Origin of the sequence: Nocardiopsis sp. NPDC101807 (assembly GCF_044766605.1) — a bacterium.
GTDB classification, from domain to species: domain Bacteria; phylum Actinomycetota; class Actinomycetes; order Streptosporangiales; family Streptosporangiaceae; genus Nocardiopsis; species Nocardiopsis tropica.
Genome location: NZ_JBIWMK010000003.1, coordinates 479,133 through 500,911 on the forward strand (window position 1 = coordinate 479,133; position 21,779 = coordinate 500,911).

At 73.9% G+C, this 21,779-nt stretch carries 16 protein-coding genes; 6 read left to right on the plus strand and 10 right to left on the minus strand.

Features of this window, described 5'->3' with window-relative positions; translation table 11 throughout:
• Positions 1 to 18 precede the first annotated feature (18 nt).
• From ACIRPH_RS11530 to ACIRPH_RS11540, 3 genes are read right to left on the minus strand one after another with little or no spacing between them, the layout of a single operon-like run.
• Positions 19 to 921 (minus strand): carbohydrate ABC transporter permease, encoded by a 903-nt coding sequence (locus ACIRPH_RS11530; protein WP_402912666.1) that lies wholly within the window; start codon positions 919 to 921, stop codon positions 19 to 21.
• Positions 922 to 924: 3 nt separating this feature from the next.
• Complete coding sequence (locus ACIRPH_RS11535; protein ID WP_402912669.1) at positions 925 to 1,827, minus strand: carbohydrate ABC transporter permease; 903 nt, start codon at positions 1,825 to 1,827, stop codon at positions 925 to 927.
• A 38-nt stretch (positions 1,828 to 1,865) separates the two neighbouring features.
• A complete protein-coding gene (locus ACIRPH_RS11540) occupies positions 1,866 to 3,149 on the minus strand; it encodes an extracellular solute-binding protein (protein WP_402912672.1) in 1,284 nt (427 codons plus the stop codon).
• A 239-nt stretch (positions 3,150 to 3,388) separates the two neighbouring features.
• Here ACIRPH_RS11540 and ACIRPH_RS11545 point away from each other — a divergent pair, with 239 nt between their 5' ends.
• On the plus strand, positions 3,389 to 4,390 hold the full coding sequence (locus tag ACIRPH_RS11545) for a LacI family DNA-binding transcriptional regulator (RefSeq protein WP_402912675.1): 1,002 nt from the start codon (positions 3,389 to 3,391) through the stop codon (positions 4,388 to 4,390).
• A gap of 114 nt (positions 4,391 to 4,504) precedes the next feature.
• Here ACIRPH_RS11545 and ACIRPH_RS11550 read toward each other — a convergent pair whose 3' ends face one another.
• Together ACIRPH_RS11550 and ACIRPH_RS11555 are read right to left on the minus strand one after the other, a co-directional pair.
• Positions 4,505 to 6,259, minus strand: coding sequence for a glycoside hydrolase family 6 protein (locus ACIRPH_RS11550; protein WP_402912676.1), 1,755 nt, complete (start codon positions 6,257 to 6,259; stop codon positions 4,505 to 4,507).
• Between the two features lie 414 nt (positions 6,260 to 6,673).
• Positions 6,674 to 7,459 (minus strand): NRDE family protein, encoded by a 786-nt coding sequence (locus tag ACIRPH_RS11555; protein WP_402912679.1) that lies wholly within the window; start codon positions 7,457 to 7,459, stop codon positions 6,674 to 6,676.
• 311 nt (positions 7,460 to 7,770) lie between these two features.
• Here ACIRPH_RS11555 and ACIRPH_RS11560 point away from each other — a divergent pair, with 311 nt between their 5' ends.
• On the plus strand, positions 7,771 to 10,359 hold the full coding sequence (locus ACIRPH_RS11560; RefSeq protein ID WP_402912682.1) for an HAD-IC family P-type ATPase: 2,589 nt from the start codon (positions 7,771 to 7,773) through the stop codon (positions 10,357 to 10,359).
• A 284-nt stretch (positions 10,360 to 10,643) separates the two neighbouring features.
• Here the strand turns inward: ACIRPH_RS11560 and ACIRPH_RS11565 are convergent, their stop codons facing one another.
• Complete coding sequence (locus ACIRPH_RS11565; protein WP_402912684.1) at positions 10,644 to 11,294, minus strand: class I SAM-dependent DNA methyltransferase; 651 nt, start codon at positions 11,292 to 11,294, stop codon at positions 10,644 to 10,646.
• A gap of 120 nt (positions 11,295 to 11,414) precedes the next feature.
• Here ACIRPH_RS11565 and ACIRPH_RS11570 point away from each other — a divergent pair, with 120 nt between their 5' ends.
• Positions 11,415 to 11,894, plus strand: a complete 480-nt coding sequence (locus ACIRPH_RS11570; RefSeq protein ID WP_402912687.1) for a nucleoside deaminase — start codon at positions 11,415 to 11,417, stop codon at positions 11,892 to 11,894.
• A gap of 94 nt (positions 11,895 to 11,988) precedes the next feature.
• Here ACIRPH_RS11570 and ACIRPH_RS11575 read toward each other — a convergent pair whose 3' ends face one another.
• A complete protein-coding gene (locus ACIRPH_RS11575; protein ID WP_402912689.1) occupies positions 11,989 to 12,573 on the minus strand; it encodes an FxsA family protein in 585 nt (194 codons plus the stop codon).
• Positions 12,574 to 12,728: 155 nt separating this feature from the next.
• Positions 12,729 to 14,429: an apolipoprotein N-acyltransferase gene (gene lnt / locus ACIRPH_RS11580; RefSeq protein WP_402912692.1), complete on the minus strand. Its 1,701-nt coding sequence runs from the start codon at positions 14,427 to 14,429 to the stop codon at positions 12,729 to 12,731.
• A gap of 614 nt (positions 14,430 to 15,043) precedes the next feature.
• On the opposite strand from lnt, the gene ACIRPH_RS11585 reads away from it, so the two are divergent.
• On the plus strand, positions 15,044 to 16,264 hold the full coding sequence (locus ACIRPH_RS11585; RefSeq protein ID WP_402912695.1) for an ABC transporter ATP-binding protein: 1,221 nt from the start codon (positions 15,044 to 15,046) through the stop codon (positions 16,262 to 16,264).
• 147 nt (positions 16,265 to 16,411) lie between these two features.
• Here ACIRPH_RS11585 and ACIRPH_RS11590 read toward each other — a convergent pair whose 3' ends face one another.
• Positions 16,412 to 16,912, minus strand: coding sequence for a TspO/MBR family protein (locus tag ACIRPH_RS11590; RefSeq protein ID WP_402912697.1), 501 nt, complete (start codon positions 16,910 to 16,912; stop codon positions 16,412 to 16,414).
• 218 nt (positions 16,913 to 17,130) lie between these two features.
• Between ACIRPH_RS11590 and ACIRPH_RS11595 the strand changes: the two genes are divergently transcribed.
• A complete protein-coding gene (locus ACIRPH_RS11595) occupies positions 17,131 to 19,230 on the plus strand; it encodes a prolyl oligopeptidase family serine peptidase (protein WP_402913299.1) in 2,100 nt (699 codons plus the stop codon).
• A 430-nt stretch (positions 19,231 to 19,660) separates the two neighbouring features.
• Positions 19,661 to 20,863: a JmjC domain-containing protein gene (locus tag ACIRPH_RS11600; RefSeq protein WP_402912700.1), complete on the plus strand. Its 1,203-nt coding sequence runs from the start codon at positions 19,661 to 19,663 to the stop codon at positions 20,861 to 20,863.
• A gap of 88 nt (positions 20,864 to 20,951) precedes the next feature.
• Here the strand turns inward: ACIRPH_RS11600 and ACIRPH_RS11605 are convergent, their stop codons facing one another.
• Positions 20,952 to 21,770 carry a TetR/AcrR family transcriptional regulator gene (locus ACIRPH_RS11605; RefSeq protein ID WP_402912703.1) on the minus strand — a complete coding sequence of 273 codons (819 nt, stop codon included), beginning with the start codon at positions 21,768 to 21,770 and terminating at the stop codon, positions 20,952 to 20,954.
• Positions 21,771 to 21,779 lie beyond the last annotated feature (9 nt).

Consider the following 21,779-nt stretch of genomic DNA (forward strand, 5'->3'; position numbering starts at 1 on the left):
TCGTGTGGTTCGACGGGCTCACTTGAGCCCCGAGGTCGAGACGGACTGGATGAAGTACTTCTGGAGGGAGAGGATCACGACCAGCGGCACCAGGATCAGCACCACGGACCCGGCGAACATCAGGCCGTAGTCCACGCTGAACTGGCCCTGCATGTTGGCCAGGGCGACGGGGCCGACGACGTGCTCGGCGTCCGTCCCCATGAGCAGCGGCCACACGTAGGCCTGCCACTGGAACAGGAACAGCATCAGGCCCGCCCCCATGAGCGCGGGTCTGGACAGGGGCAGGTAGATCCGCCAGAACACGCCCCACCAGCTGAGGCCGTCCAGGCGGCCGGCCTCCACCAGTTCCTCCGGGACGGCGAGGAAGAAGTTGCGCAGCATGAAGATCGCCATGCCGTTGCCGAGGCCGGGCAGGATCAGCCCGGTGAAGGTGTTCTGGAGGTTCCAGTCGCGGAACAGGTCCGCGAGCGGGATGGCGATCGCGTCGAACGGGATCAGGAAGCTGACCACGATCACCGCGAACACCGCGCCCTGGCCGCGGAACCGCAGCGCGGAGAGCCCGAACGCGGCCGTGGCGCACAGCACCAGTCCCACCACGACCGTGACCGCGCTGATGAGCAGCGAGTTGAGGATGCCCCGGCCCAGGCCCGTCCCCACCAGGGCCGTGTAGTTGTCGAGGGCCGGTGTCAGGGTCAGGAAGGTCTCCCAGCCGATCGGCGACAGGAAGCGGAACGTGTCGGCGCTCGGCCTGAGGGAGTTGGTGAGCACCCAGAGCAGGGGGACCACGAAGACGAGTCCCACCACGGCGCCCGTGGCGGTGATCAGGGCCCTCCGCGTGCGGGGGCGCCGCCGTGTCCGCCCGGCGGGGCGGTCCGCCCGGGCGGCCGGCGCCCCGGGGGCGGAGGAGGTGTTCGTCGGCATCGCTCAGTCCTCACTTCGCAGCATGCGGAACTGGACGGCGACGATCACGAGGGTGATCACCACCAGCACGACCACCTCCGCCTGGGCGCGCCCCATGTCGCCGAGCGAGTAGGCGCGGGAGTAGATGTCGTACATGAGGAGGTTCGTGGACCCCTCCGGCCCGCCCCCGGTGAGGATCTGCACGGGCGCGAAGACCAGCAGGTTGGAGACGGTGGCCGCGACCAGGACGAACGAGAGCGGCCTGCGCAGCATCGGCAGGGTGACGCCGAAGAACGCGCGCACCGGCGACGCCCCGTCCAGCTCCGCCGCCTCGTAGAGCTCGGCCGGGATGTCGTTGATCCCCGCGATGAGGAACAGCATCCAGTAGCCGACGCCGATCCACGACAGCAGGACGATAATCGACGCCAGCGCCTGGTCGGGCGAGGTCAGGAACCCCTGAGGGGGCAGCCCGACCACCGCCAGCAGGGCGTTGGCGAGCCCGCCCTCGGGGCGGAAGATCACGCTCCAGACCACGGCGGAGACCGCGGGCGGGGTGGCGATCGGCAGGATCACCAGTGCCCGCCACACCTTGGAGCCGGCCATGCGGCGGCGCGTGTACAGCACCGCCAGGGCGACGGAGACCGCCACCTGCAGCGGGTTCACCACCAGGGTGAAGAGCAGGGTCACCGCCACCGCACCGCGGAAGTCGGCGTTGGCGAACAGGTCGAGGTAGTTGCCGAGGCCGACGAAGCTCCTGCCGGACAGCAGGGACGTGTGGTGCAGGCTCTCCCAGAGGGCCGTCGCGCCGGGCAGCAGCCGCAGGAGGGTGAGCGCCACCAGCGAGGGCAGCAGGAACGCGAGCGCGACCGCCGCGGTCCCGCGCCACCACGGGCGCCGGTAGTGCCCGGGCCGGGGGCGGGCGCTCACGGCCCGCCCGCCGTCCCCGGCCCGTGTGGAGGGGCCGCTCATCGCAGCGGGGCCCAGGCGTCTTCGAGCTGCTCCCCGGCCTGCTCCAGCCTGGACGCGGCGTCGGAGCCGTTGCGGATGTCCGCGAAGGCCGTGTTCATGACCTCCTCGAACTGGGCGTAGCCGACCGTGACGGGCCGCACCACCCCGGTGTTGGCCACCTCGTGGGAGATGAGGTCGGCGGCTCCGGCGCTCCGTTCGCCCGCCAGGGCGTCCATGCGCGGCAGGTACTCCTCGGCGGCCTCGGTGTTGGCCGGGATGATCGTCTGGCGCTCGGTGCTGGCGAGGTTGCCGGCGGGGTCCAGCGCCGCGTACTCCAGGAACAGGCGTGCGGCGTCCTTGGCCTGCGAGGCGGGGTTGACGCCCCAGGACCACGACCCGGAGGGGGTGACCTCCTCGCCGCCCTCGAAGTAGGGCATCGGCGCGACCGTCCAGTCCACGTCGGAGTCGGCGAACTCCCCCAGGTCCCAGGGGCCGCCGACGAAGAAGGCGACGTCCCCGCCGGAGAAGAGGGGGCTGGTCTCGAAGGTGCCGACGCCGCGCGGGGAGAGCCCGTCCTCGAAGGTCGCACCGAACCACTCCATGGCCTCGACCCACTCGGCGTTGGCGACGTCCTGGTCGAGCATGTCCTCGCCGACGACCCCGCTCCCGCCGCCCTTGGACTCCATGAGCGGCTGGAGCTGGTAGTAGAAGTCGGTCTGCTCCAGGAGCAGGCCCCACTCGGTGCCGGCCTCCTGGGCCGCCTCGGCCGCCTCCGCGGTCTGCTCCCACGTCCAGCGCTCGGAGGGGTCGGAGCCCGGCCCCTCGACGTCGGCGGCGGCGAGGGCGTCCTGGTTGACGAACATCAGCTGGGTGGAGTTCCACACGGGCAGGGCCCAGAGCTTGTCCTGGTGGATCCCGGTGGAGTACTGGCCCTCGGTGGTGGCCTCGCGGGCGCGGTCCTCCAGGTCGGAGAGGTCCTCCAGGAGCCCCTGGGCGGCCATCCACGGCACGCGGGGCTGGTCGACCGCGTAGACGTCGATGGACTCGTCGCCCGCGGAGAGCCGCTGCTGGACCGTGCTGTTGTACTGGTCGAAGGGCACCTGGGTGTACTCGACGGTGTAGCCCTCGTGGGAGGCCTCGAAGGCCTCGATGAGGGGCTCGAAGAAGGCCGGGTCCTCCGGACCGAGGAACTGGATCGTCCCGTCCCCGCCCCCGTCACCGGAGCCCGGGGAGCAGGCCGCGATCAGTGCCAGGGATGCCGCTCCGGCGACGGACGCCAGGACTCTCTGTCGTTTTCTCATGGACGGTGACCTTTCGAGGCGGGTTCCGGCTCGCACGGCACTGCTGGGTCGCGGAGGCCTTCACCGGGAAGTCAGCGATCTATGCGCTTAGATATAAGCTAGCAAACCTCATGTGAACGGTAAATGACAAGGTCGTGGGCCCGATTCGTGACCCGGCGCCCTCCGGGCGCCCCCGCGCCCGGGACGCACGCGGGGACGGCTACCCTCACGCTAGGGAAACGGGAAGGGACTGGTGCCGCATGGCGACAGCACGGGACGTCGCGCGACGGGCGGGCACCTCCACCGCCGTGGTCTCCTACGTGTTCAACGACGGACCGCGCGGGGTGGCCCCGGCGACCCGGCAGAAGGTCCTCGACGCGGCGGCCGAGCTCGGCTACCGGCCGAACGCGCTGGCGCGCTCGCTCTCCAGCGGCCGGACGCACTCCATCGGGCTGATCGTGCCCGACATCTGCAACCCCTACTTCGCGGAACTGGCCCGCGCCATCGAGGACGCCGCGGGGGTCAGGGGCAACCTGCTGCTCATCGCCGACTCGGCGCTGTCGGCGGAGCAGGAGCGCCGCCACACCCGCTCGCTCGTCGAGCGCAAGGTCGACTCGGTCGTACTGGTCTCGGTGTGCGACGAACCCGACCTCGGCGAGTTCTTCGAGGCCGGCATCCCCGTCGTCGCCCTGCACCCGATCTCGGACCGCGAACGCGCCTCGTCGATCACCATCGACTACGAGGCCGCCGCCCAGCGGGCCACCGAGCACCTCCTGGCGCACGGCTACGGGAGCATCGTGCTGCTGAACGGCCCGGTCGAGTCCACCGGCGCGCGGCAGCACCGCGCGGGCTTCGACAGGGCGGTCGCCGGCGCGGAGGGCGTGCGGGCGTGGACGATCCGCTCGGAGATCTCACGGCACGACGCCGCGGAGTCCGCCTACGCACTGCTGAGCGGGGCGGACCGGCCGCGCGCCGTCTACTGCACCACCGACGAACAGGCCTTCGGCGTCCTGTACGCGGCCCACCGGGCGGGGCTGGCGGTCCCCGACGACCTGGCCGTCGTGGGGTTCGACGGCACCCGCAACTGCCTGGTGTCGATCCCCGCCCTGACCACGGTGCAGCAGCCCACGGAGGCCATGGCGCGGCGCGTGGTGGAGATCCTCGCGGGCCGCACCGTGGACGACGAGCCCGTGCACGAGGTCCTGGGCTTCGAGTTCGTCGCGCGCGCCTCCAGCGGCGGACCGGCCCCCGGGTCCGCGTGAGCCGCGCCCCGTGCTCCGCCCGGGGTTCCCGTGGCGGACGCCCGCCCGCTCGGTGAGCGGACGGGCGTCCTGTTCAGCGGTCCCCCGCGGCGCACGCCGGGGAGACGGGGGGCGTCAGTTCAACGGCGGGTAGGCGTTGTCCAGCAGCTCCTGGAACTGGGCCGAGAACCAGTGGCCCGAGATCGGGGCGTCGGCCAGCGCGCCGCTCATGTTGTTCCCGTTGCGGGGGTTGCCCTCGTAGGTCGGGTCGCACATGCGGTCGAAACCCTTGCCCTCGGGGTTGGGGATCAGCTCGCTGGAGCCGTCCGACTCACCCGGGGGCTTCATCCACACATAGGCGTCGATGCCCGCCTCGGGAGAGGCCTGCGGGCGCTCGCCCAGCCCCGCACCCGACTGGTTGCACCAGTTGCCCGACTGGATCCGCCGGTCGTAGCGGCCCCCGTCCACATAGGCGTCCACGCTGGTCTCGGGGCCGGGGCCCGTGGGGCGGTCCGGGCCGCCCCAGCCGTTGCGGGAGGTGTCGATCAGCATCCCGATGTCGGAGGCGAACCCCTGCGAGACCAGCTCCTCGCGCAGTGCCTGGGCGTAGGACAGCTCGTCGGTGAACTGGTTCCAGTCCACCCACTGCGACTGCCGCACCGGCGTACCCGCGATCGTCTGGCCGATCGAGAAGTTGTCCTCCACCAGCGCCGAGTAGTTGGCCGTGTTCGCGATGAACCCGTGCACGTCGTCCGGCGAAGCGCCCGCGGTGTTGGCCGCCTCGTAGAACAGCGCCGCCGACGCCGTGAAGTTGTCGGCCCAGCCGATCCAGCCGTGGTGGCCCGCGTCCACGTAGTTGTAGACGTTGTCGATCGCGCCCAGCTGCGCCAGGGCGTAGCCCACACCCTCCACGTAGTTGCCGTTGGCCAGCATCTCGTCGCACTCGGGCGTGGCCGTCTCGCGCGGGGACACGTTCGTGACCAGGTTGGGCAGCGAGTCGATCTCCACCGTCGTCACGATCCGCAGGTCCGCGTAGGCCGGGTCGGCCAGGATCTCCGCGATCGGATCGATGTACTCCTCCTTGTACCGGTCGATCTCGTCCGGACCCAGCTCGCCGTTGGAGGCCAGCGCCGCGCAGTCGCGGCCGGGCAGGTTGTAGATCACCACCTGGAAGACCAGGGGCTCGCCCGCGGCCTGGACCACCGCCTCGTCCAGGTGCTCGCGCAGGCCCATCGACCCCGTGGTCGGGCTGTCGTTGCCCTCGATCGCGCTGATCTGGTCCAGCCACACACCCGTGGGCTGGTCGGAGATCGCGTCCCCGCCGGGCTCGGCCGCGGCGTTGGCCGACCAGATCGGGTTCACGTACACATCCGCGCCCTCATACGGATTGTCCACGCGGTCCCCCGGTTCCGGGTCGGGGTCCGGGTCCGGGTCGGGTCCTGGACCGGGGTCGACCGATCCGTCGCACAGCACGCCGTTGAGGGCGAAGTCCGAGGGTGCGGCGTTGCTCCCGGAGTAGGAGGCGTTGAACCCGAAGGAGACGGTCCCGTTCGTGGAGATCGACGAGTTGTGACCGGCCGCGGTCACCGACACGTCCTGCCCCGACTGGGTGTGCGTACCGTTCCACAGGTTCGTGACCTGCTGGTTTCCGGGGAAGGACCAGTCGAGGGTCCAGCCGTTGAGGGCGGTTCCCAGGTTGGTGATCTCGACGCTCGCGGTGAAACCGGAGCCCCAGTCGTTGACCTGGTAGTCCACCTCACAGCCCGGAGCGGCGCTCGCGGGCGTGGTGGGAAGGAGTGCCAAGGTGGTGCCGAGTACGAGGGCCGAGGCCGCGGCGAGGCCTCGTCGTGTCCGCGAGCGTGTGCTCGCGCCACGGTGGATCCTGCTCATGTCGTCTTCTTCCTCATGGAGGGGGGTGGCCAAAAGGAGCATGCGGAGTGTCGACCGGGGTGCGGGCGACGGTTGCGTGGGGTCCGCTCAGACGTGGACGGGGACGGAGGTGCGCGGGGCATGACGACCTCGTACTGGCAGGGGCGCGATGCGCCGGGGGGTGTGGGAGCGCTCCCAAACGGCAGGCGAAGGAAACCCGACCACCATGGGGCGACGCCGGGCGAGGGGTGTGGGGGGAGGGGGATGTCAGGGGGAAGGGGGATGCCGAAAGAATGTGACCCAAGTCATTTGGGAACGCTCCCATGAGAGTAGCCAGCGGCCGACCTCCTGTAAACACCCCGTTGCGGGAATCCTTCACCGAGGTTTCACTCCGCGGCCCGTCGCCGCCCCGGGCGCCGGGGCGGCGACGGCCCCTCACACCTCGACCATCCGCCACGCCCCGGCGTCGGCGGGGGCGTCCGTGAAGGCGTAGCGGACCGTCTCCCGGTCCAGCGCGACCAGCGTCACCGAACCCGTGGCCCAGATCCGCCCCTCCCCCAGGTCCGCCCGCGCCACCAGGCCCGACGGGTCGCCCGAGCCGTCGGCGCCCACGGAACGGGGGGTCGCGCCGGCGGCCTCGGTGATGAGGCGGGGCCACTCGCCCCACACCTCCTCGACCCCCTTCGCGGCGGCCAGGTTCGCCGGGTCGGGCCGTGTGGCCGCGAACGCCGGCGTGTGGCGCGCCGCCCTGGGGTCCTGCGGGTCCAGGCCGGTGTTCACCACGATGCTCACCCCCGCGGGCAGCGGCCTCGTGTCCACGCACCGCCCGTCCCAGCTGTGCAGGCCGACCCTGTGGGCGTCGGCGTCCAGCAGGTGGAAGGGCGCGTACCAGGTGGGGTCCTCCCCCTGGAGCGGGTCCCGTGCCGGGTGCGCGAGGGCGCGCAGCGGCAGCTCCCCCCGGCTCGCCGGGTACACGCCCTCCCAGGGCATGCTCCCGTCCCGGGGCCATCCGTTGAGCACGGCGGCCATCCGGGGGCGGCCGGGGTTCACCGCCAGCCAGGTTCCCCCCGCCGTGAGGTCGCGCCCGCCGACCAGCGCGGGCCGGTCGGGCCAGTGGCGCGCTGGCGGGTCCCAGGGCCGGAGGGACATCTCGTCCCGGAGCGCCGCGACGACGAGTGGTGTGTCGGCGCCGGGATCGAATCCGACGATGACGGTGCACATGAGGACCTCTGCTGTCTCCCCGGAGGCACGGCCCGAGAGGCCCGCCCGGAGGGTGGACGGAACGGTACCTGGACTCTACGTCCGCGCGTGGCCCGCCGGGGGCGCGGGGCGGGCGCCGGGCACGGCCCCTGCCGTCCCCTGATGCCGGGGGTGCCCGCACCACCCGGCATCCGGGGGGCAGGACGCCCGCGAGTGGTCCCCGGGTCTTTTAGGCTGTGCATCTCCTTACTCTCCGGACGTCCGTGGCCGGTGCGCCCCCTCGCGTGATCCGGGGCCCGTCCACCCGTCTCCCGTACCACCCAGGAGTGTGCGTGCCCGTCCAACCCGAACGACCCGACGACGGTGCGGAAGGCGCCTCGGACAGGGATTCGCAGGCGGCTGCCCCGACCGTCGACGGCGCCCGGCCCGAGCGTGCCGGGCCGGGCCTCCACGGCCCCCCGTCCGAGACCGGGCTGACCCTGGCGGAAGTCGCCGAACGGGTCGCCACCGGCCGGACCAACGACGTCCCCGTGCGTGCCAGCCGCAGCGTCGGGCAGATCATCCGCGGCAACGTGTTCACCCGGATCAACGCGATGATCGCGGTGCTGTTCACGATCATCGCCGTGATCGGTCCCGTCCAGGACGGGCTGTTCGCGATGGTGATCCTGATCAACACGCTGATCGGCATCGTCCAGGAGCTGCGCGCCAAGCGCACCCTGGACAAGCTCGCGATCGTGAACGCCGCCCACCCCCGGGTCGTGCGCGACGGTGCGACGGTGCGCGTGACCACCCAGGAGATCGTCCTGGACGAGGTCCTCGAGGTCGGCGTGGGCGACCAGATCGCGGTCGACGGCGTCGTCACCTGGGCGGGAGGGCTGGAGGTCGACGAGTCCCTGCTGACCGGCGAGGCCGATCCCGTGCTCAAGCGGCCCGGCGACACCGTGATGTCGGGCAGCTTCGTGGTGGCCGGCGCCGGGCGCTTCCGCGCCACCAAGGTGGGACGGCACGCGTACGCGGCACGCCTGGCCGAGGAGGCGAGCCGGTTCTCGCTGGTGCACTCGGAGCTCAGGTCGGGCATCAACCGCATCCTGACCTGGATCACCTACGCGCTGTTCCCGATCGGCGCGCTGCTGATCTACAGCCAGCTGTTCATGGGCGGCCACGTCACGCTGGAGGAGCCCACGGCGGGCGGCCAGATCTCCGGCCCGCTGGCGGACGCGCTGCGCGGCATGGTGGCGGCGCTGGTGTCGATGATCCCCGAGGGGCTCATCCTGCTCACCAGCATCGCCTTCGCGGTCGGTGTGATCCGGCTGGGCAGGTACAAGTGCCTGGTGCAGGAACTGCCGGCGATCGAGGGCCTGGCCCGCGTGGACGTGGTGTGCACCGACAAGACGGGGACGCTGACCGAGGCCGGCATGAAGCTGGCCGAGATCCGCGACCTGGGAGGGCGCCCGGTCGGCGACGACCCGTCGCCGACCCTGGTACTGGCCGCCCTGGCGGCCTGCGACCCCGACCACAACGCGAGCATGGCCGCCATCGCCCAGGGGTTCGGGGCGAGCGGGGTGTCCGCCCCCGACTGGACCGTCACCGCGCTGGCGCCGTTCTCGTCGGCCCGCAAGTGGAGCGGGGCCGGCTTCCTCACCCCGGGCGGCGAGGAGCACTGGGTCCTGGGCGCCGCCGACGTGCTGTCCTCCCCCGACTCCCCCGCCGCGGCCGAGGCGGCACGGCTCGGCTCGCAGGGGCTCCGGGTGCTGCTGCTGGCCCGCGCCTCCGTCCGGGTGGACTCCGACGCCGCCCCGGGCGAGGTGGAGCCGGTCGCGCTGGTGGTCCTGGACCAGAAGGTCCGCGAGGACGCCGGGGCCACCCTCGACTACTTCGCCGGCCAGGGCGTCGACGTCAAGATCGTCTCCGGCGACCACGCGGCCTCGGTCGGCGCGGTGGGCCGCGAACTGCACCTGCCGGGCGCGGAGGACCCGGTGGACGCCCGCTCCCTGTCCGCCGACGCGGACGAGCTGGCCCGCGAGGTCGAGAGGCGCTCGGCGTTCGGCCGGGTGACGCCGGAGCGCAAGCGCGACATGGTGCGCGGGCTGAAGGACCGCGGGCACACGGTGGCGATGACCGGCGACGGCGTCAACGACGTGCTGGCCCTGAAGGAGGCCGACATCGGGGTGGCGATGGGCTCCGGCAGCCCGGCGTCGCGCTCGGTGGCGCAGCTGGTCCTGCTGGACAACCGCTTCGCGGTGCTGCCGCGCGTGGTGGCCGAGGGCCGCCGGGTCATCGGCAACATCGAGCGTGTGGCCAGCCTGTTCCTGACCAAAACCGTGTACACGATGACGCTGGCGATCATCGTCGGGCTGCTGGCGGTCGCGTACCCGTTCTTCCCCCGGCACGCGACGCTGATCAACGCGGTGACGTTCGGCATCCCGTCGTTCTTCCTGGCCCTGGCGCCCAACACCGACATCGCCAAGCCGGGGTTCGTGATGCGCACGCTGCGGCTCGCGATCCCCTCGGGGATGGTGGCCGGCTTCGCGGCGGTGACGACCTACCTGCTGGTGCTGGGCGGGCGGACCGTCCCGGACCCGGCGGACCGCACTGCGGTGGTGATCACGCTGTGCGCGACCACCCTGTGGGTCCTGCTGCTGGTGGCCAAGCCGTACGTGTGGTGGAAGGTCCTGATGGTGGGCTCCATGGTCGGCCTGCTGACACTGGCCATGGTGACGCCGCTGGGCCAGTGGTTCTTCGACCTGGACGTGAGCGACCCGGCCAAGGTCCTCACCGGTCTGGCCGTGGCCGGGGTGGCGATCGTGGCGATCACGGTGATCCGGGTGGTGGACGACCGGTGGATCGCCCGGTCCGAGGCCAGCGCCGCCGAGGAGGCGGCCCGGGAGGAGGACGAACGCCGGGAGGCCTCCCTGGTCTAGGGGACCGCGCCGACCCCCGACGGGGGGGGCGGGGCGGGGGGGGGGGGGGCCGCCGCGGGGGGGGGGGGGGGGGGGGCGGGGGGGGGGCGCCCGGGGCCCCCCCCCCCCCCCGCGCCCCCCCCGCGCGGGGGGGCCGGCGGCGGGCTGTGCCCGCCCGGGGGGGGCCCGGGGGGGGGGGGGGCCCCCCCCCCCCCCCCCCCCCCCCCCGGGGGGGGGCGCGGCCGCCCCCGTCCGCGTGTGCGGGCGCGGCGGGCCCGTGGGCCCGCCGGGTCCCCGCCCGCCGCTCAGTCCTCGAGCGGCCTGCGGGCGAACAGGTGGGCGTGGGGCGTCCGCTCGTCCCCCATGGGCTCGCGCACCACCCGCGTGTGCACGACGAGCCCGGCCTCCTCCAGGAGCGCCGCGATCTGCTCCGCTGTCCGGCGGTGGAAGACCAGCTCGACGGGGTGGCCGAGCACCGGCCCCATGCGCCGGGGCTCCTCCCCGACCTGGAAGACCACCATCACCTCGCCGCCGGGGACCAGCGCGCGGCGGAAGCCCGCGAACACCCCCGGCAGCAGTTCCATCGGCACGTGGATGATCGAGTACACGGCCGTGATGCCGGCCTGGGAGGCCTCCGGGAGGTCGAGGCCGGTCATCGACCCCTCCCTGAAGGACAGGTCCGGGTAGGCGGCCCGGGCGACCTCCAGCATCCCCGGTGACAGGTCGACCCCGGACACGTCCACCCCCAGCCCGGCCAGGTGCCCGGTGGCCCTGCCGGTACCGCAGCCCACGTCGGTCACCGGGCCGCCCAGGGGGCGGACCAGGTCGGCGAACAGGCCCAGCATCGCCATGTCGAGCGGGACCCTGCCCAGCTCGCCGCGGTGGAGTTCGGCGTACTCCACGGCGATGGCGTCGTAGGCGGTGCGGGTGCGGGTCAGGAAGGAGGGTTCGGTCATGGACACGGACCCTAGCCGGGCCCCGGGACGCCTTCCGCAGGGGGTTCGCCGTCCCGGCCGCGCCGACGGTACCGTGGCGCGGACCGCGGCCCCCGGCCGCGGCGCGAGGAGAGGGAGGGCATGGTGGACGACACCGACCTGCGGCACCTGAGGCGCGCGGTCGAGCTGGCCGCGGAGGCGCTGGCGGCGGGGGACGAGCCGTTCGGCTCGCTGCTGGTCGCGGCCGACGGGACCGTGCTGTTCGAGGACCACAACCACGTCTCGGGCGGTGACGGGACCCAGCACCCGGAGTTCGCGATCGCCCGGTGGTCGACGACGCGCATGACCCCGGCCGAGCGCGCGGCGGCGACCGTGTACACCTCCGGGGAGCACTGCGCCATGTGCTCGGCGGCGCACGGCTGGGCGGGTCTCGGCCGCATCGTGTACGCGAGTTCCACGGCGCAGCTGGTCTCCTGGCTGGAGGGGTGGGGCGTGCCCGCGGGACCCGTGCGCGCGCTGTCCGTCAACGAGGTCGTGCCCGGGGTCGAGGTGGAGGGCCCCGTGGAGGCGCTCGCCGAGGAGGTCCGCGCGCTCCAGGCGCACTTCCACGACCGGGACTGACGACCGGGTCCGGACGTGACGAGGCCCGCCGTGGGGCGATCCGCGGCGGGCCTCGTCGCTCCCGGGAGCGCGCCTGCCCCGGGAGGTGGATGGATCAGCTGGGGGTGTCGTCGCCCCCGTCGGTGGGCTCGAACCTGCCCTGGATGACGCGTCCGCGGTCGGCCGCGGGGGCGTCCCCCGCCGCGTCGGCGCCGGGGCGGCGGCCGAAGGGGCCGGCTCCGGGCCCGCCGCCGAAGGGGTCGCCGGCGCGTCCGCCCTGTCCGGGGACGCGGACGCCCTGCACGACGAACTCCTGGTTCATGCGGTCCTGCATCTTCCTCATCCGCCGCTGGGCCCATCCGGCGAACGCCCAGCGCAGCGCCGGCCTGGTGAACGGCAGGGCGAGCAGGAGTCCGAGCGCGGCGGTGATGAAGCCGGGGATGACGAGCAGGACGCCCCCCGCCATCAGCATGAGCGGGTCGAGCAGGCCGCCGCGCGGCGGCTCACCGGAGCGCATGGCCTCGTCGGCGTCCTGGAAGGCCTTGGTCCCGGCCCGGCGCAGCACGGCCACGCCCAGGACCATCAGCGAGACCAGCGCGGCCAGTGTCCAGGGGACACCGATCCAGCCGCCCACCACGATCATCAGCCACACTTCGAGGAAGGGCAGCGCCATGAGCGCCAGCACTGTCAGCAGCGGCATGCGGAACCATCCTCAGGGTCGTCGGCCAACGGGTCCTCCCTCACAGGGATGAACGCGTCCGGGGCCGCAATGGTTCCCCGACGGGGCCCGTTCATCCGCGGGCGAACGCCCCGGGTGCCCCGGCGGGGGCGCCCGGCGCGGGCCCCGTGGCGTCCTCAGGCCCGGCGGCGGCCGATCACGAGGGCGGCGGCGACCGCGGCCAGGCCGAGGGCGCTCAGGGCCGCCTCGGGGGCGGCGCCGATCCGGGTGGCCACCGTGGTGCCCTCCATGGCGTCGAGCTCGGCCACGTGGATGTCGGGCTCCCCCTCGGGGGACCGGTAGACGACGCTCCCGTCGGGGTCGACCACGGCGCTGACGCCGCTGGTGGAGACGACCACCGCCGGGCGGCCGTGCTCGACGGCGCGCAGCTGGGTGATGGCGAGCTGCTGGTCGGACTGGCCGGTGAAGTTGTAGTTGGCGTTGTTGGTGGGGATGACGATGACCTGCCCGCCCGCGGCCACGGACTCGCGCACCGGCGGGTCGAAGGCGACGTCGAAGCAGATGCCGACGGCCAGCGTGGTTCCGGCCACGTCCAGGGCGCCGGGCTCGGTGCCCGGGACGGCGTCGGAGCTGACCTGCTGGAGGCGGTCGACGAAGCGCGTGAAGAAGTCGCGGTAGGGGACGTACTCGCCGAACGGCACCAGGTAGCGCTTGTCGTACAGCTCGCCCGGGCCGGTCTCCGGGTCCCAGACGACGCTGCTGACGTGGCGGGTGCCGTCGTCGTTGAAGCGGCTCATGCCCCACAGCAGGGGGACTCCCGCGTCGGCCGCGGCGGCGTCGATGGTCTCCCGGGCGACCGGGTCGCGGAAGGGGTCGATGTCGGTGGCGTTCTCGGGCAGCAGCACCATGTCCGGCCGGGGGTACTCCCCCTCGCGAACGGCGGCGGCGAGCTCGTGGACGCCGTCGGCGTGGTTGTTGAGCACCTGCATGCGCTCGCCGAGGATGGACATCTGGCCGACGTTGGGCACGTTGCCCTGGACCATGCCGACGGTGACGGTGTCATCGACGGCGGGGCGGCCGATCGCGGGGGCCAGGGAGCCTCCGGCGACGACGGCGGCACAGGCGGCCAGTCCCGCGGCCGCGCCGACCCACTGGGCGCGGGGCCGCGGGGCCGTGGAGGCGACCCCGGCGCCCGGTGCGGTCCCCCGCGTGCCGAGGAGGGCGTGGGCCGCGCGCAGCACGCTCCACAGCAGCAGCCCACCGGTGAGGGCGACGGCGAAGGAGACGAGCGCGGAGGAGCCCAGGGCGGCGTAGCCGACGAAGGGCGTGTCGGGCTGGGCGAAGGCGAGCTTGCCCCAGGGGAAGCCGCCCAGGGGCCAGCGGGCGCGCACGGCCTCCTGGGCCACCCACAGCGCCGCGGTCCAGAGAGGCCAGCCCGGCAGGCGCATGACGAGCGCCACACCCATGGCCATGGGGAGGAAGTAGACGGTCTCGGCGCCGGCGATGGCCAGCCACACGTCCACGCCGAAGATGTCCTGCCAGTGCACGAGCGGCACCATGAGGGTGCCTCCGGCGAGGGCGCCGAGCCAGGCGGCGCGGCGCATGCGGGTCCCGGCGACGGCGAACGCGAGCAGGGCCGCGCTGAGGGGTCCCAGCCACCACAGGCCGAAGGGCGGCAGGGCGAGGAGCTGCGCGAGGCCGGAGCCGACCGCGGCGAGTACGCGCCACAGTGTGTCGAGGCGTCCCCAGCGGTGCCCCGGCATCAGTGCGGAAGCGGCGGAGCGTCCCGGGTTCGCCGTCCGCTCCCGCCCCTCCGGTCCCGGCGAGGGTCTGTCGGAGCCGGGGGCGTCGCCCTGCTCGATGTGCTCGGCAACCACGTGGGGTGCTCGCTTTCCGCTGGCGGGTGAAGTGCTGGCGGTCAGCATATTGGGGGGACGCGGAAAAGGCCCGAGCCACCCTTCGGACCGGCTCCGTCCCGTCGGCGGCGAGCTCGGAAGACCGTTGTCTACTGGATGTCCGGGCCTTTTCCGGGTCCAACCCCCCGCCCGGTCGTGGTACTCCGCCCCTCACCCGATCCCAACTGCACCTGGCGCGTGATGCAGCGTCCGATCGGACGAGCGGGGGCCGCACAACCGGTCCGTCCAGTGCTGGACTGGTCGTTAGGTTACCCAGACTCCCCAACCGGATGCCTCAACCCGGCTGCCGTGTCGTGGCCGCCGCTTCGGGCGTCTGGAGGGGAGATAGCGATGAACCGTCGGACAGGCTAACGCACCTGGGGCCGCCACGCCAGCTGGACCGCTGGCGTTTGCACCTGACCGCAATCGGATCGACATCAGGCCAAGCCTGGACTTTTCGATCACGATCGTGTCTGATGTGATCAGTAAATCGGCCCGTTTCGATCAACTTCGGAAACACCGGGTCGGGTGACGCGGACCTTCGGCCACGAGATCCCCGTCACCCCCACCTCGAGCCCAGCGCGGGAGCTGAAACCATGGCGGAGATCGTCCTTGAGGGCGTTGACAAGATCTACGGCGGCGACGTCAAGGCCGTCGACGACCTGAACCTGAAGATCGAGGACGGCGAGTTCATGGTGCTCGTCGGCCCGTCCGGCTGCGGCAAGTCCACCGCGCTGCGCATGATCGCCGGCCTGGAGGAGATCTCCGCCGGCACCCTGGTCATCGGCGACGAGATCGTCAACGACCGCCCGCCGAAGGACCGCGACATCGCGATGGTCTTCCAGAACTACGCGCTCTACCCCCACATGAGCGTCGAGCAGAACCTGGCCTTCGGCCTGAAGCTGCGCAAGGTCGCCAAGCCCGAGATCGCCCGCCGCGTGCAGGAGGCGGCCGAGATGCTGGGCCTGGAGCCCTACCTCAAGCGCAAGCCGGGCGCGCTCTCCGGCGGTCAGCGCCAGCGCGTGGCCATGGGCCGCGCGATCGTGCGCGAGCCGCGCGCGTTCCTCATGGACGAGCCGCTGTCCAACCTGGACGCCAAGCTGCGCGTGCAGATGCGCGCCTCCCTCAACCAGCTCCACGAGCGCCTGGGCGTCACCACGGTCTACGTCACCCACGACCAGATCGAGGCCATGACCCTCGGCGACCGCGTCGCGGTGCTGCGCGACGGCCGGCTCCAGCAGGTCGACACCCCCAAGCGCCTGTTCGACTCCCCCGTCAACCTGTTCGTGGCCGGTTTCATCGGCTCGCCCGCGATGAACTTCGTCGACGCCGAGCTGACCGCCGACGGCAGTGGGGCGACCCTCAAGTTCGCCGAGCACAGGCTGCCCGTCCCCGCGGCCGTCCTGGACGCCCGTCCGAAGCTGCGCGACTACCTGGGCCGCTCGGTCATCCTGGGCATCCGACCCTCGGACTTCAACGACGCCGAGTTCGACGGCAACGGCGACCCCCGCATCGAGGTGACCGCGGGCGTCACCGAGGAGCTGGGCACCGAGATCAACATCATCTTCGGCGTCGACGCCCCGCCGGTGCGCCACGAGGACGCCACCGCTCTGGCCCGGGACGCCGCGGGCGACGACGAGGAGAGCGCCGAGGCCGCGCTGCCCCTGGGCGGCGACCGCTCGCTCTTCACCGCCCGGGTGAGCCCCCGCAGCCAGGTGCGCCCCGGCAGCAAGGTCAGCCTGTCGGTGGACGTGAGCCAGCTGCACTTCTTCGACCAGGAGAGCGGTCTGGCCATCGGCCACCCCGACAACGCCTGAGCGGCTCCCCGGGCCGCGGGTGCGGGAGGGGCGGGAGCGGGGCGTCGGGCCCCGCTCCCGCCCCTGCCGCCGGTCCGCCGGGCTCCGGGGCGGTTCCCCGCACGACGCGGGGGGCCGCCCCGCCCCTGCCCACCGGGGCGGGCGGGCTCAGTTCGCCACCGCGATCGCGAGGTTGAGGGCGGCGGCGAAGACCACCCACAGCAGGTACGGCACGAGCAGCAGCGCCGCGGCGGTGCTGTGCCGGCGGCCCAGGGCGATCGCGGCGGCCACCGCCACGGCCAGGGCGGCGATGTCGACGAGCGCCGCGAAGTACAGGCCCGCGCCGAAGAACAGCGGGGTCCACGCCGCGTTGAGCACGAGCTGCAGGGCGTAGACGGCGAAGAAGGCCGAGGCCCCCGCCAGCCCGGAGGCCCTCCACACCAGCCATCCGGCCAGCGCGATCATCACGTAGAGCGCGGTCCAGACGGGGCCGAACAGCCAGGCGGGCGGCGCCCAGGCCGGCAGCTCCAGTTCCGCGTAGACCGCGCCCGACCCGCTCGCCGCCGCTCCGCCCACGGCCGCCACCGCGACGAGGGCCGCGGCGAACCCCGCCGCCGCCAGGACGGACCGTCCGGGCGACGCCCTGCGCCGTTCCACCGTCTTCTCCATGCTCTCCTCCCGGTCCCGGGCGGTGTGCCCGTCGTGTCGGCGGGACGGGACGTCCCGCGTCCGGGGTCCTACCCGTTCGGACCCGCTCCGCCCACAAAGGACGCGAGCCCTCACACTTCCCCAAACGGTGCATAAACCTGACCAGTCGGACATATTCGTGTTCCTGCGGGTGAGGCAGCTGTTGCTTGACCGCCGACTCGACCCACCTGAACCATGTGATGGTGCCCAACCGAGCCCCCGGAGCAGCCCTCGCCCCCGGCCCCGTCGTCGACACCCTGCACGGCCACCGGGTGGCCGACCCCCACCGCTGGCTCGAGACCCCCGACTCCCCCGAGACCGCCCGCTGGCTCGACGAGCGCCGCCGCGAGTACGAGCGCGAGGCCGCCGGCTGGCCCCTGCGCGAGCACCTGGCCGAGCGGATCCGCTCCCTCGTGGCCACCGACCTGTGGAGCGTCCCCGCGCACCGGCCCGGCAGGGCCTTCGCCACCGTGCGCCCCGCCGGGAGCGAACACCCGCGCCTCGTCGCCCTGGAGGGGGCGGCGCCCCCGCGCACCGTCTACGACCCCGCGGCCGAGGACCCCGCCGGGCACACCACCCTGGACGCCTGGGAACCCTGCCCGGACGGCGACATGGTCGCCGTGCAGACCTCCCGCGGCGGCGTCGAGCGCGGACTCCTGCGGGTGCTCGCCACCGCCACGGGCGAACCGTGCGGGCCGCACGTGCCGGGGGTGCGCTACTCCCACGTCGCGTGGGCCCCCGGGGGCGACCCCTCGTTCTTCTACGTGCGCCGCGACGGCGAGCGGGGGGTGCGCGGCGTCTGGCTGCGCCGCGTCCGCGACGGCGCGGAGACGCTCGTCCACGCCTGCACCGCCCCCGGAACCGTGCCCGGGGTCCGCGTCCTGGGCGGCCGGTGGCTGCTGGTCACCGAGAGCCACGGCACCGGGCACCGCACCGACCTGTGGCTCGCCGACCTGTCCGGCGGCCGGGCCGCGCGGCCGGCGCTGAGACCCGTCCAGGTGGGCGAGGAGGGCGAGACCGAGGCCCGGCTGGGCCCGGACGGCCTCCTGTACCTGCGCACCACCCTGGGCGCGCCCTGGAGGCGCATCTGCGCGGTCTCCCCCGACGAGCCCGGGGTGGAGCACTGGACCGAGGTGATGGCACAGGAGAGCGGCGCCACCCTGGACGCGTTCGCGGTCCTGGCGCGCTCCGCCGGCGAAGGGGCCGGCGCACCGGCGCTGTTCGTGTCGCGCACCCGCCTGGGGATCAGCGAGGCCTCCGTCCACGACGCCCGCACCGGAGCGCTCCTGTACCCCGTGGACCTGCCGGGCGAGGGCATGGTCTCCACCCCCGAGACCGCCCCCGACGGATCGGTCCACCTGGCGTACGCGGACGTGGCCACCCAGCAGCGGATCCTGCGCCTGCCGCCCGGGGAGCGGCGGCCCGGCCCCTGGCCCGCGGGCGCCCCGGACGCCCCGCCCTCCCCCGCCGTGGAGCGCACCGTGCTGTGGTGCGGCTCCGAGGACGGCACGAGGGTCCCCGTCACCGTGTTCGACGCGGCGGGCGCCGGCCTGCGCGGGCCCTCCGGCCCCGCCCCGACCATCCTGCACGCCTACGGGGGCTTCGGCCGTCCGCGCCAGTTCGGGTTCAGCGCCACGGTGCTGGCCTGGCTGCTCGCCGGGGGGCGGTACGCCGTCGCCCACGTGCGCGGGGGCGGCGACGCCGGCCGCGCGTGGCACCTGGCCGGATCCGGCCGCGCCAAACCGCGCGCCGTCGAGGACCTGGTCGCCTCCGCCGACGCCCTGGTCGCGGCGGGGCTGTGCACGCGGGACCGGCTGTGCCTGTCCGGCGGATCGGCGGGCGGGCTGCTCGTCCTGGCCGCGGCGACCGCCCGTCCCGACCTGTGCGGGGCCGTGATCGCCTCGGCGCCGCTCGCCGACATGGCACGGTTCGAGCGGATGGGCCTGGGCCGGATGTGGACGCGGGAGTTCGGCACCGCGGCCGACCCGGACGACTTCGCCGCCCTGATGTCCTACTCCCCCTACCACCGGGCCCTGGAGGCCGCCGCGCGCACGCCGCGGCCGGACTTCCCGGACGTCCTGCTCACCGGTTTCCACGGCGACACCCGCACCGACGCCGCCCACCCGCGCAAGATGTGCGCGGCGCTCCTGGCCGCCGCGCGGGACGGGGGGCGCCCACCGGTCCTGCTCCGGTACGAACGCGACGTCGGGCACGGCCCGCGCGCGGTCGGCCGGGCGGTGGGACTGGCCGCCGACGCGCACGCGTTCGCGGCCCACCGAACGGGGCTGTCCCCGCGCTGACGCGCTCGGGCGGCCCTGGACAGAGGAAACAGCACGAGAAGCACACAGAAAGCGAGGTGCGGTGCGTATGGACCCCATCGAGGTCGAGATCGAGGACCTGGCCGACGTGACGTCGCGCGACATCACCGCGGGCGGCGACAGCGACGGTACCGACTCCAGTTCCGACTTCATCTGATCTCGGGACCGGGGCGGGGGGGCGGGGCGCCCCCCCCCCCCCCCCGCGGGCCCCCCCCCCCCCCCCCCCCCCCACCCCCCCCCCCCCCCCCCCCCCCCCCCCCCCCCCCCCCCCCCCCCCCCCCCCCGGCGGGCGGCCCCGGGGGGGGGCCTGAGCTCACTCCCCAGTGCAGTTGGGGGGGGCCGGGGGGCCCCCCCCCCCCGGGCCCCCGGGGGGGGGCGCCGCCCTCTCCCCCCTGTACGGAAAGGACGACCCGTGACCGACCCCGGCCACCTGTTCACCCGGACGCTGTGCGACATCGTGGGGCGGGAGGCCCTCACCACACGCCTGTCGGAGGAGTTCGTCTTCGCCGACCTCGGGGCGGAGGCGGTGCGCTCGCTGCTGACCTTCGACGACCTCAACGGGCTGCTGGCCGCGTGCTCGCCGGAACCGCCGAGACTGCGCCTCCACCGCGACGGGTCGCCCGTCCCGGTCGACCGCTACACCGATACGGCGACCGCCTCGCGGGCCGAGCGCCGGGTGGTCCGTCCCGAGGCGCTCTACCGGGAGCTGCGCGCGGGGGCGAGCCTGGTCCTGGACGGGGTCGACAGGATGCACCCGCCCGTGGGGGCGGCGGCCGACGACCTGATGCGGCTCGTGCGCGAGCGGGCGCAGGCCAACCTGTACCTGATCTGGGGCGAGTCACGCGGCTTCGACACCCACTGGGACGACCACGACACCGTGATCGTGCAGGTGGAGGGCTCCAAGCACTGGCAGGTGCACGGCCCCGGTTCCCGCCCCTTCCCGATGAAGGACGACCTGGACCACGACCACGAGCCCCCCCGCGACGCCGACGGCGGGCTGCACCTGGTGTGGGAGGGGGTCCTGCGCCCCGGCCAGGTGATCCACGTGCCGCGCGGCTGGTGGCACACCGTGACCGGGACGGGCGACGTGAGCATGCACCTGACCTTCGGGTTCACCCGCGCGACCGGGGTGGACTGGGCGGACGCGCTGGTGCGGCGGCTGTTCGCCGAGGAGGGGTTCCGGCGGGACCTGCCCCGCTTCTCCGACCCCGACGTCCGGCGCAAGCACCAGCACGAGCTGGCGGCGCGGCTGGTGGAGCTGGCCGAGGAGTGGGGCGTGGACGACTTCCTGGCGGAGCGGGACGCCCGGTTCCCGCGCCGGACGTCGTTCTCGCTCCCGTGGCCGGTCCAGGAGGTGGCCCCGCCGGAGGACGCGCGGGTGGAGTTCGTGCCGATCCTGCCTCCGCCGCTCGTCCGCGAGGGCGGACGGGTCGCGGTGTCGGTGAGCGGGCGGCGGTACCGGTTCCCCGCCGAGGTGGAGCCGGTCCTGGCGGTGCTGGCGCAGGAGCGCTCGCTGACGGTGGGCGCGCTGGCCGACCGCGCGGGGCTGACCCCGGAACGGGCCGCGGAGATCGTGGCGGTGCTGGCCAGGCACCACCTGGTGCTGGTGCGCTGACCGGTCGCGGGGGGCGGGCGCCCCCCGCGGCTCCAGTCGGCCGGAGGGGCCGGGCGGCTCCGCGTCCGCCGGCCACGCGGGCGCGCGGCTAGACGGCGGGCTCGCCCCCGCCGCCGGCTTCCCGTTCGGCGCGCATTCGCCCGACGTGGACCTCGATGCCGTCCAGGACGCGGTGGAGGGAGAAGCCGAACCCCTCCGCGGGGCCGCCGAGCCGGTCCGGACGCCCCGGCGGCTCCTCCAGTACCGCGCTCTCCAGCATCATCGCGATCGTGGGGAACTCCTCACGGGTGACGACCTTGCGCAGGCCCACGCTGTAGTCGCGCTCGGCCTCGGCCATCGTGCTCCCCGCCTCCCCGGCCGCGCGCGCCATGTCCGCCTCCAGGCGGAGCGTGTCGCGCAGCAGGGAGGAGAGCATCGAGAGCATCTGGAGCGCGCCCCCGACGTCGAGCCCCGAGCGGACGATCTCGCGCAGGCCCGCCTCCATCCAGCGGAGGCCGTTGGGCCCGACGGGCGGCCCGCTGACGGTGAGGTGGATCGCCCAGGGGTGGCGGCGGTACACCTCCATCACCTCGTGGACCCACTCCTCGACCCCGGCCCGCCACCCCCGGTCCGGGCGCGGCGCGGGGGGCGTCCCGTCCATGGCCCGGTCGCTCATGAGGACGAGCATGTCCTCCTTGCTGTCCACGTGCCGGTAGAGGGACATCGTGGTGTAGCCGAGCTCCTTGGCGACCCGCTGCATGGAGACGGCCTCCAGGCCCTCCGTGTCCGCGACGGCGACGGCGGCGGCGACGACGGCCTCCCGGCTGAGCTTGGGCCGGGGCCCGCGTCTGGGCGCGGGCCGGTCGAGGCCCCACAGGAGGTCCACCTCCCGCGTCGTCCGGTTCGTCGGCTGCTGCTCGGTCGTCATACCCCACCA

Bases quoted from the DNA above. Each gene is read 5' to 3' on its own strand.
- ACIRPH_RS11530 (WP_402912666.1), bottom strand. From the start codon at position 921: ATGCCGACGAACACCTCCTCCGCCCCCGGGGCGCCGGCCGCCCGGGCG.
- ACIRPH_RS11540 (WP_402912672.1), bottom strand. From the start codon at position 3,149: ATGAGAAAACGACAGAGAGTCCTGGCGTCCGTCGCCGGAGCGGCATCC.
- ACIRPH_RS11545 (WP_402912675.1), top strand. From the start codon at position 3,389: ATGGCGACAGCACGGGACGTCGCGCGACGGGCGGGCACCTCCACCGCC.
- ACIRPH_RS11550 (WP_402912676.1), bottom strand. From the start codon at position 6,259: ATGAGCAGGATCCACCGTGGCGCGAGCACACGCTCGCGGACACGACGA.
- ACIRPH_RS11555 (WP_402912679.1), bottom strand. From the start codon at position 7,459: ATGTGCACCGTCATCGTCGGATTCGATCCCGGCGCCGACACACCACTC.
- ACIRPH_RS11565 (WP_402912684.1), bottom strand. From the start codon at position 11,294: ATGACCGAACCCTCCTTCCTGACCCGCACCCGCACCGCCTACGACGCC.
- ACIRPH_RS11570 (WP_402912687.1), top strand. From the start codon at position 11,415: ATGGTGGACGACACCGACCTGCGGCACCTGAGGCGCGCGGTCGAGCTG.
- ACIRPH_RS11575 (WP_402912689.1), bottom strand. From the start codon at position 12,573: ATGCCGCTGCTGACAGTGCTGGCGCTCATGGCGCTGCCCTTCCTCGAA.
- ACIRPH_RS11585 (WP_402912695.1), top strand. From the start codon at position 15,044: ATGGCGGAGATCGTCCTTGAGGGCGTTGACAAGATCTACGGCGGCGAC.
- ACIRPH_RS11590 (WP_402912697.1), bottom strand. From the start codon at position 16,912: ATGGAGAAGACGGTGGAACGGCGCAGGGCGTCGCCCGGACGGTCCGTC.
- ACIRPH_RS11595 (WP_402913299.1), top strand. From the start codon at position 17,131: ATGGTGCCCAACCGAGCCCCCGGAGCAGCCCTCGCCCCCGGCCCCGTC.
- ACIRPH_RS11605 (WP_402912703.1), bottom strand. From the start codon at position 21,770: ATGACGACCGAGCAGCAGCCGACGAACCGGACGACGCGGGAGGTGGAC.